This window comes from Pararhizobium qamdonense, assembly GCF_029277445.1.
Classification (GTDB): Bacteria; Pseudomonadota; Alphaproteobacteria; order Rhizobiales; family Rhizobiaceae; genus Pararhizobium; species Pararhizobium qamdonense.
The window spans coordinates 4100768-4114771 of record NZ_CP119566.1 but is presented as its reverse complement, the minus strand read 5'-3'; the positions used below and the strand labels follow the sequence as shown (position 1 = coordinate 4114771).

General features: G+C 59.3%; 13 protein-coding genes and 1 tRNA gene. 8 read left to right on the top strand and 6 right to left on the bottom strand.

The genetic code is table 11. The features are described from left to right. Window positions 1-41 precede the first annotated feature (41 nt). From PYR65_RS20150 to PYR65_RS20135, 4 genes are all read right to left on the bottom strand, one after another. Window positions 42-596: a hypothetical protein gene (locus PYR65_RS20150; protein WP_276119250.1), complete on the bottom strand. Its 555-nt coding sequence runs from the start codon at window positions 594-596 to the stop codon at window positions 42-44. Next, window positions 593-1315 carry an EAL domain-containing protein gene (locus tag PYR65_RS20145; RefSeq protein WP_276119249.1) on the bottom strand — a complete coding sequence of 241 codons (723 nt, stop codon included), beginning with the start codon at window positions 1313-1315 and terminating at the stop codon, window positions 593-595. Before PYR65_RS20145 ends, PYR65_RS20150 begins: the two co-directional genes overlap by 4 nt. Before the next feature lie 838 nt (window positions 1316-2153). Further along, a tRNA-Thr gene (locus PYR65_RS20140) sits at window positions 2154-2229 on the bottom strand. Window positions 2230-2352: 123 nt separating this feature from the next. Then, the gene (locus tag PYR65_RS20135; RefSeq protein WP_276119248.1) at window positions 2353-3312 is read right to left on the bottom strand and encodes an NAD(P)H-dependent flavin oxidoreductase; all 960 of its coding nucleotides are present in this window, start codon (window positions 3310-3312) and stop codon (window positions 2353-2355) included. 287 nt (window positions 3313-3599) lie between these two features. On the opposite strand from PYR65_RS20135, the gene PYR65_RS20130 reads away from it, so the two are divergent. Further along, window positions 3600-4772: a biotin transporter BioY gene (locus PYR65_RS20130; RefSeq protein WP_276119247.1), complete on the top strand. Its 1173-nt coding sequence runs from the start codon at window positions 3600-3602 to the stop codon at window positions 4770-4772. 46 nt (window positions 4773-4818) lie between these two features. Here the strand turns inward: PYR65_RS20130 and ppk2 are convergent, their stop codons facing one another. Continuing rightward, window positions 4819-5700 (bottom strand): polyphosphate kinase 2, encoded by an 882-nt coding sequence (gene ppk2 / locus PYR65_RS20125; protein ID WP_276119246.1) that lies wholly within the window; start codon window positions 5698-5700, stop codon window positions 4819-4821. A gap of 142 nt (window positions 5701-5842) precedes the next feature. Between ppk2 and phoR the strand changes: the two genes are divergently transcribed. The 7 genes from phoR (at window position 5843) to phoB (ending at window position 13629) form a co-directional block, all read left to right on the top strand. Then, on the top strand, window positions 5843-7090 hold the full coding sequence (phoR, locus tag PYR65_RS20120) for a phosphate regulon sensor histidine kinase PhoR (RefSeq protein WP_276119245.1): 1248 nt from the start codon (window positions 5843-5845) through the stop codon (window positions 7088-7090). A gap of 193 nt (window positions 7091-7283) precedes the next feature. Further along, a complete protein-coding gene (locus PYR65_RS20115) occupies window positions 7284-8318 on the top strand; it encodes a substrate-binding domain-containing protein (protein ID WP_276119244.1) in 1035 nt (344 codons plus the stop codon). A 100-nt stretch (window positions 8319-8418) separates the two neighbouring features. Then, window positions 8419-9903, top strand: a complete 1485-nt coding sequence (pstC, locus tag PYR65_RS20110; protein WP_060636189.1) for a phosphate ABC transporter permease subunit PstC — start codon at window positions 8419-8421, stop codon at window positions 9901-9903. Continuing rightward, on the top strand, window positions 9900-11222 hold the full coding sequence (gene pstA, locus PYR65_RS20105; protein WP_276119243.1) for a phosphate ABC transporter permease PstA: 1323 nt from the start codon (window positions 9900-9902) through the stop codon (window positions 11220-11222). The genes pstC and pstA overlap by 4 nt, the downstream gene beginning before the upstream one ends. A 12-nt stretch (window positions 11223-11234) precedes the next feature. Continuing rightward, complete coding sequence (gene pstB / locus PYR65_RS20100) at window positions 11235-12050, top strand: phosphate ABC transporter ATP-binding protein PstB (protein WP_060636187.1); 816 nt, start codon at window positions 11235-11237, stop codon at window positions 12048-12050. Between the two features lie 77 nt (window positions 12051-12127). Beyond that, a complete protein-coding gene (phoU, locus tag PYR65_RS20095) occupies window positions 12128-12838 on the top strand; it encodes a phosphate signaling complex protein PhoU (RefSeq protein ID WP_407951255.1) in 711 nt (236 codons plus the stop codon). Window positions 12839-12945: 107 nt separating this feature from the next. Continuing rightward, window positions 12946-13629, top strand: coding sequence for a phosphate regulon transcriptional regulator PhoB (gene phoB / locus PYR65_RS20090; protein WP_060500634.1), 684 nt, complete (start codon window positions 12946-12948; stop codon window positions 13627-13629). Here the strand turns inward: phoB and PYR65_RS20085 are convergent. Continuing rightward, window positions 13611-13997, bottom strand: coding sequence for a VOC family protein (locus PYR65_RS20085; RefSeq protein WP_276119242.1), 387 nt, complete (start codon window positions 13995-13997; stop codon window positions 13611-13613). The genes phoB and PYR65_RS20085 overlap by 19 nt on opposite strands. Window positions 13998-14004 lie beyond the last annotated feature (7 nt).

The window sequence follows — 14004 nt, the reverse complement described above, 5'->3', positions numbered from 1 at the left end:
GAGGCGGTTTTGGTGGCTCGCAGGGCCGGCGTCGATGGGTGTCATGTCGCGCCTATCTCCGGCCTTGTCTGGTTTGCGCGAACGGTTTTCAGGCGTTCCGCGAGCTCAGCTTGAGAAAGCCCGAGAGTTGTCGCCGCGAGGCCGAAATCAAGGGAGTGATGATGCAGGGTCGCCAAGATTACCGCGTGCTCGATCTGTGCGATCGGCAGTCCGATGAGGATGCCGATCGCATTCCAGATCGTTCGAGGCGTCAGCGACGGTATCTGGACGGACAGGAGCATGACGATATGATCGAGCATCCGCTCTTCGCTCGAGGTGGAAAAGATGGCGCCCGGCGGCTTTCCCGTTTCGGTAAAGACATAGGTCACGCCATCGGTATCGATGGACAGCAATCCCGTCGCGCGGATCAAAATACCCGGCTGTGGCGCCTCAACGATGCTGAACAAAGCCGGGCCTGCCGCTTCCTGTCCGGAAAGCGCCGAGAGCAGGGAATGGAAGACGGCGAGGTCCGGACGGAATGGGGTTGTTCCCGTCTCGCGTGCAACGGCGACGCAAGGTCCGGGTGCAATCGCTGGAGGCTGCAGGGTTGGCGTCATTGCTTTTTCCTGCCGGCCCTGACAAGGCGCCGCAGAGGCCGGTATGCCGGGTAGGAATGGTGGAGAGGAGAATGGGTCGGGCGCGACAGCAGATAGCCTTGCAGATGGGTGGCGCCCGCAGCGAGTGCGGCCTGCATATGTTCCTCGGTTTCCACGCCCTCGACGACAACGATGGGGACGGCACAGGCCGCAAGCCCGACAATGTGATAGAGGCTGCCGCGGCCATCGTGACCGCGCAGGATCCGGTGCGTGAAGGAGGCATCGATCTTGACGATATCAACGGCAACGTCGAGCAGACGCGATGGCGCGGCATAGCCAGCGCCAAAATCGTCGATGGCGATCCGGCATCCGGCAGCGCGCGCGGCTTTTAGAAACTCCTGTGCCGCCGCCGGATAATGCAGCGGCGCCGTTTCGGTGACTTCCAGAATCAGCCGGGACGCGGCGATGCGATGACGCTGAATGCTGTCCAGCAGCAGCGCGCAATGGTCCGGATTGGAGAGCGTATGGGCGGAAAGGTTGCAGCCGAGAACCGCATCCGGTTCGCTTGTGAGTTCCTGGAAGATCAGTTCGAGCATGTAATGGTCAAGCACGGCAGCGCCGCCAGCCCCTTCGAGGTAAGGGACGAACGCTCCGGCTGAATGGACCACGCCCCATTCGTCGATCATCCGTGCCAGGCACTCCGAATAGAGCAGCTTTCCGGTATTGCCGACGTCATGCACGCCTTGCTGGCGGCAAAGATCCTGCCTTCGGAAAGTGCGGATTTGGTGCGGGCTATGCGCGAGAGTGCAGGCTCCTCATAAATGCTTGGCACATTCATTCTCTCATTCCTGATCCGTCTGTAGAGCATAGTTCTCTATAGATTCGCCGGGATGGCGAATTCTTTGATTGATTTCCTTGTATTTATGCGGATGTGCCAAACATGTTTTGATGTATTGACGGTAATATAAAGAGATATATTTCAGTGCCGATTTATTCTTACAATTTATACGTAGATGCACGCTCTATCTTGATCAATCACGACCATTTACCGGAGCGCACTGTCAAACTGTTCTCTAGAGACTTGGATTGCCCTCTCCTCCAGAAGACCCAAACCAATGCATCGATCGTGCTTTCCCTCTTACGAAGCATCCCGATTAGCACTGCGGTGATTCGCTCAACCATCAGGAAATGCTACATGAAGGCAAAATCTATTTCAAGTTGTCTGCAATCTAAAATAACACCTAAGATTGTATCTATCAATACTTGTAGGTGGCGGAAGAAGCGTGTGATTCCGATTACGCTTAATGGATGGTTTATAGGGCGGCAGGATGCGTTTGCCGATCGCCCGGCCGCAAGGGAGATATTCGGCATCGGATGCTGCTTGGTTTCTGTAAGCAAAGACCTACACCGGTGCCATTGGAGCAGGGACTATGTGGCTATAACGGAATGTTGTTTGGCTTCGATATCAGCCATGTACCGGCCTTGGAGAAAGCTTCTGCGTGATCGACGGTCATAGGGGGATCGGAGGCGAGGCGCCGCGTGATAAGACCGAAAAAGCCTGACAAAATTGAAGGAAACTGGTGCCGCTTGCAGGACTCGAACCTGCGACCCCATCATTACGAATGATGTGCTCTACCACCTGAGCTAAAGCGGCCAGCATGCGTTGCGCAAGGCTGCGAAACGATGTGTGAGGGGCTGATACCCGCAAACGGATGCGATTTCAAGCCATCAGTGTTGGGAAGGGCAAAAAAGCTTGGGGCAAGTGGCGTGGCGCTTTTTAGAGCGCCAGCCTTTGTCTCGCTTGCGCATATTCGAGCGCCAAGCGATCGACGAGGCTTGCGGTCGGGGCGATCTCCGTGACGGCGCCGATGCCCTGGCCGCAGCCCCAGATGTCCTTCCAAGCCTTGGCGCCCGATGTGGCCGTCTCGAAATCCATCTTGGACGGGTCGGCTTGCGGCAGATGATCGGGATCAAGGCCGGCGGCGACGATCGAGGGCTTCAAGTAGTTGCCGTGGATGCCGGTGAACGAGTTGGAATAGACGATATCGGCGGCCGCGCTGTCGACGATCATCTGCTTGTAGGCATCGCTGGCGCGTGCTTCCGTGGTGGCGATGAAGGGCGAGCCGATATAGGCCATGTCGGCGCCCATGGCCTGCGCAGCCAGAACCGCGCCGCCGGTGGCGATTGCGCCCGAAAGCAGAAGCGGTCCGTCAAACCAGGTGCGGATTTCCTGAATGAGGGCGAAGGGCGACAGCGTGCCCGCATGGCCGCCGGCGCCGGTGGCAACCGCGATCAGGCCGTCGGCGCCCTTGCGGATGGCCGAATTGGCGTGGCGGTTGTTGATCACGTCATGCAAGACAATGCCGCCATAGGAATGGATTGCGGCATTGACCTCGGGCACGGCGCCCAGCGACGATATGACGATCGGAACCTTGTATTTGACGCAGAGCATCAGGTCGTGTTCGAGCCGCCTGTTGGACTTGTGGACGATCTGATTGACCGCGAAAGGGGCTGCCGGTTTCTCGGGATTGCGGGAATTGTAGGCCGCCAGATCTTCGGTGATCTCGGCCAGCCATTCGTCCAGCTGTGCTTCCGGCCGAGCGTTCAGGGCGGGAAACGAACCGACGACGCCGGCCTTGCATTGGGCAAGCGTCAGCGCCGGATGCGATATGATGAACAGCGGCGCTGCGACGACGGGCAGGCGCGTTGTGCCGGTGAGAATGGCTGGCAGGGACAAGGTTCACTCCCGTTTTGTATTTTTTGACGTTTCCGTAAACGTAAGAACTTTAGCAGCGGAGTTGTGTTTTGCAAGGCCGATTTGTTGCCGGCGGTGTGGTGGCTGCGCTGAAAGTACCGGGTTTTCCCCGGTGCTGACGGCCCGTTTGCCGCGCAAGGCTTGCAGATCGCGGCGTCAACCGTTACCCAATTGTTAACACGTCTAAAAGCGTGCCGGGAAAGCGGTATGCCGCCGTAAGGACGGATTGACTGCAAGGCCGATGCGGCCTGCACCAAAAAGGACGAAGAGTGAGCGGACTGGAAACTGCGATCAGACAGGCGCTGGAGCGTTCCGAAAGGGCGAATTCCGAAACCCGTGCGCGCATCTATCAATCGGCGCGCAACGCGCTGGAGGCCGGGCTTAAAAAGCAGGATGTGCACGATCCCGATGTGATCGCCCAGCAACGCCACCGGCTTGAAGGGGTGATCCACGCCATCGAACTGGAAGAGCGCGCCAGCTTAAAGGCCGCCGCATCGGTATCCGCGCCGCCGCCGGTGCGCGTTGCGGCAAGCGAGGTGCCTGCACCCTCCGCCGAGCTTGATCACGATATCCACATGCCCACGCAGCGCAATGAGGACCGTGCTGAAAGCCCCGTGCTCGACGGCGGGCTTGCGGGCTTGCGGCCGGAACGACGCGAGGGACCGCAAAGCCGCGACGGACAGCGTGCCGCCGACACGGCACCGCTTGAACCGGTCGCGGGAAAGCGCGGCAAGGCTGGCAAAGCCGGGAAGGTCGAGGCACAGGCGGTCAAACCCCGCCGGCGCAAGCGTGGCAGCTTTCTCTCCTTCGTCATGGTCATCACGACGCTGGTCGCAGCCGTTGTGATGGGCGCCTGGTGGGTTGAAACCAGTGGACTTTTGAAGACGGCGGCGGAGCGCGATACCAGCGTCGCCAACCCGCCATCGACGGTGCAGTCGGAAGATTTCGACGGTGAGGCGGGCTTGAAGACGCTTGGGCCGCAGGCGGGGTTCTCCGGTGACTGGATCGATGTCTTCACGCCTGCCGATACCAGCAATGTCACCGCAGGCAGCCGCGCTGCGGCCGAACCTGTCGGCGACGAGCGCGGCCAGCGCCTTCGCGTCACCTCGGCCATAGCGGATGCCGATGGCAACGTGTCGGTCGAAATCCCGGCTTCGGTCCTCGAACAGATGTCCGGCAAGACATCGACCGTGGCGCTCAGCGTCCAGGCCGACGGCGGCAAGCAGACGCAGTTTTCCGTCGAATGCGATTTCTCATCGCTCGGCGATTGCGGCCGTCACCGGTTCACGGTGAACGATGAAAAGAACGACATGCTGTTCCAGGTAACGTTCGATCGCAGCCTGGCACCGAGTTCGCCAGGCCGCATCCTCATCAACAGTGATGTGACCGGCGCCGGCAACAGCCTTAGTGTCTATGCTGTCCGGGTGCTTCCCGGCCAGTAACAGACCGCGTCAGCGGTTTCACGATGAACAACCGCGAATGCCACGGCTATTTGACGAAGCCGTGGCCAAAGCCGAGGATCTTGTCGTCGATCTTGCCGATCGCGCTCTTGTCCTTGCCGTCATAGTCCAGCGAATCGAGCAGGTGTCGGATCAGGTTCAGATGCGCCCGTTTCTTGTCGTTGGCGCGAACCACGGTCCAGGGTGCGGTGTCGGTATGCGTTGCCTTCAGCATGCTGTCGCGCGCCTCGGTATAATCATCCCATTTCGTCAAGGCGGCGATATCCATCGGCGAAAGCTTCCACACCTTCAACGGGTCGTGACGGCGGTCGTGGAAGCGCTTCAGCTGCATCTCGCGGCCGATATCGAGCCAGAATTTGAAGAAGAATATATTGTCGCCGGTGATCAGCTTCTCCAGCCGTGGCGTGTGTTTCAGAAATTTTTCATGCTGTTCCGGCGTGCAAAAGCCCATGACCGGCTCGACACCGCCGCGATTGTACCAGGAGCGATCGAACATCACGAATTCGCCGGCCGAAGGGAAATGCGAGATGTAACGCTGGTAGTACCACTGGCCCTGCTCGGTCTCGGTGGGTTTGGGCAGCGCGACGACACGGGCAGAGCGGGGATTGATATAGGACCGGATGGCATAGATCGAACCGCCCTTGCCGGCGGCATCGCGGCCCTCAAACAAAGCCAGCACGCGTTTGCCGGTTGCCTGCAGCCAGAACTGGACCTTGACCAGCTCGATCTGCAGCTTCTCGAGAAGGTCGTCATATTCGTCGCCGTCGAATTTCTTCTCATAGGGAAAGTCCCCGGACGCCAGCGCATTGTTGTCGATCCAGCCGGGCAGCTTCGGATCGTCAATGTCGAAAATGCGCTCTTTGCCGTTGACGATCAGTTCGACCGGCTTGTTTTCCTGAATATCCGTCATCCCGTATCCTTACTGACTATAGTGTACGGCCGGCCGCCGATTTCACGGGAGGAGGCCACAATTGCATTGCGAATTCAAGCATGCCGTGAAAATCATGTCATGAACCTCCGCTATCACCGGTCAATGGCACCGTGCACGTGAGATGATTTTGGAAGATACAGCAAATGTCTGGGAGCGACTGAAGCAGACGGCCAGGTCGGAGATATGGATCATCGGCCTGTCGGTCGCCGCAGCCGTTGTCCTTGTTCTGTCGGGCATCCATACGGCAGCCGTGCTGCTGTTCTGGCTCGTCTGGATGATCGTGCTCTTCAATCGCTCCGCCGATCCCAAGCCGCCGGTCGCAGCCGTTGCACCCTCCGTGGTGGAAGAAACCGATCTCGACATGCTCGCGACGGTCTTCAACGCTCTCGATACCCCGATCCTGGTGATTGCGCCGGATGAAACCGTGCTTTTGCAGAATCAGGCGGCAGAAAAAGCTTTCGGCACCATTCCACCCAATACCGACCTTTCGGCACGGGTCCGCTCGCCGGGCATCCTCGACATGGTTCGTGAAACCATCGTCACCGGCAAGGTCAACCAGATCGAGCATTCCGAACGTTTTCCGTCCGAAGCCGTCTATATCGTGCGGGTTGCACCGGCGCAGGTTGGCCAGCAAGCCGATGAGCGGCTCTATATCCTGTCCTACCGCGATATTTCCCAGGCGCGCCGCATCGACCGGATGCGCTCCGATTTTGTTGCCAATGCCAGCCATGAGCTGAGAACGCCGCTCGCCTCCCTGCGTGGCTTCATCGAGACCCTGCAGGGGCCGGCCCGCAACGACCAGAAGGCGCACGAGAAATTTCTGGGCATCATGCACGAGCAGGCCACACGCATGAGCCGGCTGGTCGATGATCTCCTGTCCCTGTCGCGGCTGGAGCTCAAATCGCATATCGCGCCGGATGAGGCGATCAACCTCGCGCCATTGCTTGGCCATGTGCGTGATGCGCTGGCGCCGCTTGCGGAAGATGTCGGCGTCGAGATTTCGCTGATCGTGCCGGATGATCCGGTGATCGTGCAGGGAGATCGCGACGAACTGACGGAAGTTTTCGAGAACCTGATCGAAAACGCCTGCAAATATGGCCAGGAGGGAAAAAAGGTCGAGGTCACGCTGTCAGGCGGCGGCGATATGCCTGCGGAAGTATCCGTTCGCGATCACGGGCCGGGTATCCCGGCCGAGCATGTTCCGCGCATTACCGAACGATTCTACCGGGTTAACGTGGAGGCCAGCCGGTCGAAAAAAGGCACCGGGCTTGGGCTTGCCATCGTCAAGCATATCCTCACCCGCCATCGCGCCCGGCTGCTGGTTCAGTCTGAAGTCGGCAAGGGCACGGTGTTTACCGTCAGGTTTTGACATAAACCTGCCACCCGAAAAGTCATTTATTTAAAATATTGAAATATTTCAATAACTTGATTTGTCACAAATGTTTCGTCAACTTGACATAAAAGGTGTGGGCATCGGGCGCTAACTAGGGCGGCCGATCGACACGGCGAAGCGAGCGCTGATGAAACGCGCACCCACACAAGCCCATTATGGGAGTATTTTGATGAAGTCCTTGAAACTTACTGTTGCAGCTCTGGTTGCATCCGCCGCTTTTGCAGGCGTTGCCATTGCTCGCGACCAGATCCAGGTCGCTGGTTCCTCGACAGTTCTGCCTTACGCAAAGATTGTTGCCGAAACGTTCGGCGAAACCTTCCCTGACTTCAAGACCCCGGTTGTTGAATCGGGCGGCACCGGTGCCGGCCTGAAGGAATTCTGCAAGGGCGTTGGCCCGGACACGATCGATATTGCCAACGCATCGCGCAAGATCAAGGACAGCGAGCTGGAAACCTGCAAGGCAGCCGGCGTTACCGAAGTCCAGGAAGTCAAGATCGGCTATGACGGCATCGTCTTCGCAACCGACAGCAGCAATGCTGACCTGAAGCTTGAGCCGAAGGATATCTACCTGGCTCTCGCCGCTGAACTCGTTATCGACGGCAAGCTTGTTGCCAATCCTTACAAGAAGTGGTCGGAAGTCAACAAGGACCTGCCGGACGTTGAAATCGCCGCCTACATCCCAGGCGAAAAGCACGGCACGCGCGAAGTCTTCGACGAGAAGATGCTGGCCCACGGCTGCAAGGACACCGGTGCTGACGTTGCCATCAAGGGCCTCGTTGCCGACGAAAAGGAAGCTGCCAAGAAGTGCATCGCTGTTCGCAAGGACGGCCTGGCGATCGATATCGATGGTGACTACACCGAAACCCTCGCCCGTATCGCGTCCAACAAGAACGGCATCGGCGTTTTCGGCCTGTCCTTCTATGAAAACAACGCTGACAAGCTGAAGGTTGCCACCGTCAGCGGCATCGTTCCGTCGGGCGCGACGATCGCTTCGGGTGAATATCCGGTTTCCCGCCCGCTGTTCTTCTACGTCAAGAAGGCCCATCTCGGCGTTATCCCGGGCCTGAAGGAATATGTTGAATTCTTCCTCGACGACCAGATGGTCGGCCCGGAAAGCCCGCTGGCTGCCTACGGTCTCGTTCCGGCTCCCGATGCCGAGCGCGAAGCTGACCGCAAGGCCTTCACCGACGGCAACATGCTCTAATATAAGTCAATAATCCGGCACGGCGAAACGCCGTGCCGGACCTCCCGAAGTATGCGGATTTGCCGGCTTTCAATGATTGATGGGCCGGGGGGACATATCGATGAGCACTTCTCTTATTCTTTTGGTCATTTTGATCGTTGGCCTTGGAGCATTTTTTGCCGGCCGTGGGCGGGCGATGGCCAGCTCCAAAGGCAAGCTTTCCGCCCTGCATTCTCTTCCTGGTTATCATGGCGCCTATGTCGCCATCTGGGCGGTTCTGCCGGCTGTTTTCGTTCTTGCCGTGTGGCTTCTCGCCAGCCCGTTTTTCGTTGAAAATTCCGTCCGGTCCGCTTTGCCGGAAACTGTTCAAAGCCAGGGTGGCGCGACCACCGAGCTAATGCTCGGCCAGGTCATGCAGGTTGCCAATGGCCTGAAGCTTTTGAACAGTGCTGAGCTTGAAGCCGTCACCAACGGCTCCTCCAGCCTGCGAGACGCGCTGGCGGCCAAGGGCGTTCCAATGGCCAATGCCGGCGAGCCTTATATGGTTGCGGCCGCCCAGCATTATAACAGCTTGAGAGACGGCAGCCGGTGGGTGATGAGCGCGGTCGTGCTGATCATCGCCCTTGCCGGTGCTGTTTTCGCCATTCGCGGTATCAGCGCGCCCTTCCGGGCCAGAAACCGTGTCGAGCGCGTCATGCTCGGTACGTTGCTTTTGGCCTCTTCCATTGCGATCCTGACGACGGTCGGCATTGTCGGCTCGATGTTGTCGGAGGCCATCCGCTTCTTCCAGTCGGTATCCCCCAGCGCATTCTTCTTCGGCACTGTCTGGGATCCGCGCTTTTCGGCGGCCGGCAGCGGCGGCACGGAAGGCCAGTTCGGTCTTCTGCCGCTTCTCGCGGGTACGCTCTATATTGCCTTTGTCGCCATGCTCTTTGCCGTGCCGGTCGGCCTGTTCGCCGCCATCTACATGGCCGAATATGCAAGGCCTGTGGTGCGCGGCATTGCCAAGCCGCTGCTCGAAATCCTCGCCGGCATTCCGACCATCGTCTACGGCTTCTTCGCGCTGGTGACGGTCGGGCCTTTCCTGCGTGATATCTCGGCGCAGCTGAATGGGCTGGTGACGGGAAACTACGTCAACTTCATCCAGGCGCAGAGCGTTCTCACCGCCGGTCTCGTCATGGGCATCATGCTGATCCCGTTCGTCTCCTCCCTGTCGGACGATATCATCACGCAGGTGCCGCGTTCGCTGCGCGACGGCTCGCTCGGTCTTGGCGCCACCCGCTCCGAAACCATCAAGCGCGTCATCCTGCCGGCAGCACTTCCCGGCATCGTCGGTGCTCTGCTTCTGACGGCTTCGCGTGCTGTCGGTGAGACCATGATCGTGGTGCTGGCTGCCGGTGTTGCCGCCCGCATGCAGCTCAACCCGTTCGAGGCGATGACCACGGTCACCGTCAAGATCGTCAATCAGCTGACGGGCGACCTCGAGTTCAACTCGCCTCAGACATTGGTGGCGTTTGCTCTCGGCATCACGCTGTTTGCCATCACGCTCTGCCTCAACATCTATGCACTCTACATCGTGCGCAAGTATCGGGAACAGTACGAATGACCGACATGACATCCTCCGTACAGTCCACCTTCGTGCGCCCGGCGCAGACAAGACGCGATATCGGCATCAAGAAGCGCTACGCGTCCGAACGCCGCTTCAAGGCTTACGGCCTGACGGCAATCCTGATCGGCCTGTTCTTCCTCTTCGTTCTGTTGTGGACCGTCGTCTCCAAGGGCTACACGGCCTTCCAGCAGACGGCGATCACCCTGCCGATCGAGTTTTCGGAACAGATCATCGATCCGAAGAACGAGCGTGGCGCCAATCCGTCCAAGCTGATGACGGCGAACTATCCTTTTCTGGTGCGTGACGCGCTGATCAAGGCACTTGGCATCGATCCTGCCAACAGGCCGCTCGTCAAGCAGGCAACGGACATGGTTTCGGCCAGTGCCCGCACGCAACTGCGCGATCTGGTGGTTGCCAATCCGGCCATCATCGGCACGACCGCCAATGTCTCTCTGCTCGCAGAAGGCAATATCGACAGCGCCAACAAGGGCCAGATCGACCTGACCGTTGCCGAAGCCAACCGCAAGGTGAAGGATCAGCAGCTCGAATGGATGAAAAAGCTGACCGAAACCGGCGCAATGGCCAAGCAGTTCAACACCGGCCTGTTCACCTATGGTGCCTCCAGCCGTCCTGAAGCCGCCGGTATTGGCGTCGCCGCACTCGGCTCGCTGTACATGATGCTGATCGTCCTGGCGCTTGCCCTTCCGATCGGCGTTGCGGCATCGATCTATCTGGAGGAGTTTGCGCCGAAGAACCGGCTGACCGATCTGATCGAGGTCAATATCAACAACCTCGCGGCGGTTCCCTCCATCGTCTATGGTCTGCTCGGCCTGTCGATCTTCATCAACTTCGCCGGCATGCCCCGTTCGGCCGCCGTCGTCGGTGGCCTGGTGCTGACATTGATGACGCTTCCTACGATCATCATCGCCACCCGCGCAGCCTTGAAGGCGGTGCCGCCGTCGATCCGCTCGGCAGCTTTGGGTCTTGGCGCGTCGAAGATGCAGACCATCTTCCACCATGTCCTGCCGCTCGCCATGCCAGGCGTGCTCACGGGCACCATCATCGGCCTGGCGCATGCGCTCGGCGAAACCGCGCCGCTTCTTTTGATCGGCATGGTGGCCTTCGTGGTCGATTATCCGGGCTCGCCGATGGACCCGTCCACTGCTCTGCCGGTCCAGATCTATATGTGGGCCAACGAAGCCGAACGTGCATTTGTCGAACGGACTTCGGGTGCGATCATGATCCTCTTGATCTTCCTCGTCGTCATGAACCTGGGCGCAATCCTGTTGCGGCGTCGCTTTGAGCGGCGCTGGTAGTGAGGTAGAAACATGAACATGATGTCAGAAGCAGCAGTTGAAAAGGCGCTGGACCAGAAAATGAACACTGTTCCCTTCAAGATGATCGGAAAGGACGTTTCGGTATATTATGGCGAAAAGCGTGCGCTTTTCGATGTGAACCTCAACGTCCGTGAAAACACCGTCACCGCGCTGATCGGCCCGTCCGGATGCGGCAAGTCGACGTTCCTGCGCACACTCAACCGCATGAACGACACGATCGACAGCTGCCGCGTCACCGGCAAGATCACCCTCGACGACGGTGATATCTACGACCCGAGCATCGACGTCGTCGAACTGCGCGCCCGCGTCGGCATGGTTTTCCAGAAGCCGAACCCGTTCCCGAAGTCGATCTACGAGAACGTCACCTACGGTCCGAAGATCCACGGTCTCGCCCGCACCAAGGCCGAGCTTGACCAGATCGTCGAGTCGAGCCTTCAAAAGGCTGGTCTCTGGAACGAGGTGAAGGACCGCCTGCACGAATCCGGCACCGGCCTGTCCGGTGGTCAGCAGCAGCGCCTGTGCATTGCCCGCGCCGTTGCCGTCAGCCCGGAAGTCATCCTGATGGACGAACCCTGTTCGGCGCTGGATCCGATCGCGACTGCCAAGGTCGAGGAACTGATCCACGAACTGCGCACGAACTATACGATCGTCATCGTCACGCACTCGATGCAGCAGGCCGCCCGCGTCTCGCAGCGCACCGCCATGTTCCATCTCGGCAATCTCGTCGAGGAAAACGACACCGACAAGATGTTCACCAATCCGGACGACCAGCGGACCCAAGACTACATCATGGGCCGCTTCGGCTGAGGACGCTTTCGCCACCCTGTCATGAGGGCAGGGTGGTGGTCTTCCAACCCGGATTGTGATCGCAAGGAAAAACAATCATGTCTACGCACATTGCTTCCGTCTATGACGAAGATCTGAAGTACCTGACCCGGCGCATCTCCGAGATGGGCGGCCTGGCCGAACAGATGGTGGCCGAATCCGTGCGCGCCCTGGTCAATTCCGACCTGGCGCTCGCCCAGAAGGTCATCTCCGACGATGCCATTCTCGACGAGGCCGAGCGCCAGATCGGCGAGAAGGCGATCGTCACCATTGCCAAACGCCAGCCGATGGCGGCGGACCTGCGCGAAATCATGGGATCGATCCGCATCGCGGCCGATCTGGAGCGCGTCGGCGATCTCGGCAAGAACAACGCCAAGCGCGTCATCGCCGTTGCCCATGCCAGCCTGCCCCGGCAGCTGGCGCGCGGCCTGGAGCATCTGGCCGAGCTCGCGCTCGTTCAGCTCAAGGAAGTGCTCGATGTCTACGCTTCGCGCTCGCCGGAAAAGGCCAACAGCATCCGCGAACGCGACAATGAGATCGATGCGATCTATACCTCGCTGTTCCGCGAACTCCTGACGTACATGATGGAAGACCCGCGCAACATCACGCCCTGCACGCATCTCCTGTTCTGCGCCAAGAACATCGAGCGTATCGGCGACCACGCCACCAATATCGCCGAAACCATCTACTACATGGCGACTGGCGCACAGCCGGTTGGCGAGCGTCCGAAGGACGATACGGCCAATACGGTTGGCGCAATCGGCAATTGATGCCCACAGTAAAGTAAGTGAAATCTTACGGATAAATGCGCGAGCGGCCGCTGGAGCCGCTCGGCAAGCCTTCGGCCAGCCGGCCGGGCGCCAAGGAGCAGAACTGAATGTTGCCAAGAATTGCTGTTGTTGAAGACGAAGAGGCGCTCAGCGTCCTCCTCCGATACAATCTCGAGGCCGAAGGGTTCGAAGTCGATACGATCAATCGTGGCGACGAGGCGGAAATGCGCCTGCAGGAACGTCTTCCCGATCTCCTCATCCTCGACTGGATGCTGCCGGGCGTTTCCGGCATCGAACTGTGCCGCCGGCTGCGCCAGCGCCCGGAAACCGAACGCCTGCCGATCATCATGCTGACGGCACGCGGCGAAGAGAGCGAGCGCGTGCGCGGTCTGGCCACCGGCGCCGATGATTATGTGGTCAAGCCGTTCTCGACGCCGGAACTGATGGCACGGGTCAAGGCGATGCTGCGCCGGGCAAAGCCCGAAGTGCTGTCAACGCTGCTGAAATGCGGCGATATCGAACTCGATCGCGAAACCCACCGCGTCCACCGCAAGACCCGCGAGGTCCGCCTGGGCCCGACGGAGTTTCGCCTGCTGGAATTCTTCATGGCCTCGCCAGGCCGCGTCTTTTCGCGCTCGCAACTTCTGGACGGTGTCTGGGGTCATGACATCTATGTCGATGAGCGCACGGTCGACGTGCATGTCGGCCGCCTGCGCAAGGCGCTGAACTTTTCCAACATGCAGGACGTGATCCGCACGGTGCGCGGTGCTGGCTATTCGCTGGAAAGCTGATCGAGCGGTTCGCCAATTTCAATGGCGTGACCATCCGGATCGTAAAAGCGGAATACCCTCTGTCCCCAGGGCTGGGTCTCGATGGGATGGATGAGGATTACATGACCGGCGATGCGGGCAAACAGCGCATCCAAAGGATCATGTTCGAAATAGAGCAGGACATTTTGACGGCCATAGGCCCCGGAACTGACTGACGGATGTCCCCAAACCGTCGTTTCCAGGGATTTGCCCTCATGGATGGCAAATCCCGTTTCAAACAGGACGAAATCGCCGAAATCCTGCTTGATCGCCAGTCCCAGCTTCTCGCCATAGAAGGCTTTCGAGATGCTGATATCCCGCACGAACGGGATGGGATTGACGAAGCGCAAGGCAGGT